This is a genomic window from Halomonas sp. SIMBA_159 (assembly GCF_046536035.1).
Classification (GTDB): domain Bacteria; phylum Pseudomonadota; class Gammaproteobacteria; order Pseudomonadales; family Halomonadaceae; genus Vreelandella; species Vreelandella venusta_A.
On sequence record NZ_JAWJBT010000442.1, the window covers coordinates 1 to 277 of the forward strand.

The 277-nt window shown below is 60.3% G+C and carries 1 protein-coding gene; it reads left to right on the plus strand.

Translation table 11 applies throughout. The features are described 5' to 3' along the window. Window positions 1-277 (plus strand): PD-(D/E)XK motif protein (locus tag R0J87_RS19950; protein WP_498888425.1); only part of this gene is annotated, 277 nt, incomplete at both ends.

The following is a 277-nucleotide window of genomic DNA, read 5'->3' on the forward strand; positions in this document are numbered from 1 at the left end:
CTGCGCGAGAAGGCTGACGTTGATTTGGAGCGCGCCTTTGCCGTCACCGAGCCGCTGATCGAACTCGCCATTAATCGTATGGAGATCTCCGAGAACGCGATCCTCGGTCTCGTCGGGGAACTGCTCCTACTCGACGCTCTTTGTCGCCGCGCTGCCGATCCTCAGGTCGGGCCAATCGTTCAGGCTTGGGATGGCTGGCGCCGCTCGGCAAGGGACTTCACATGGGAAGGCACGGGCGTAGAGATAAAAACCACTACTCGCACCACCTCAAGTCACG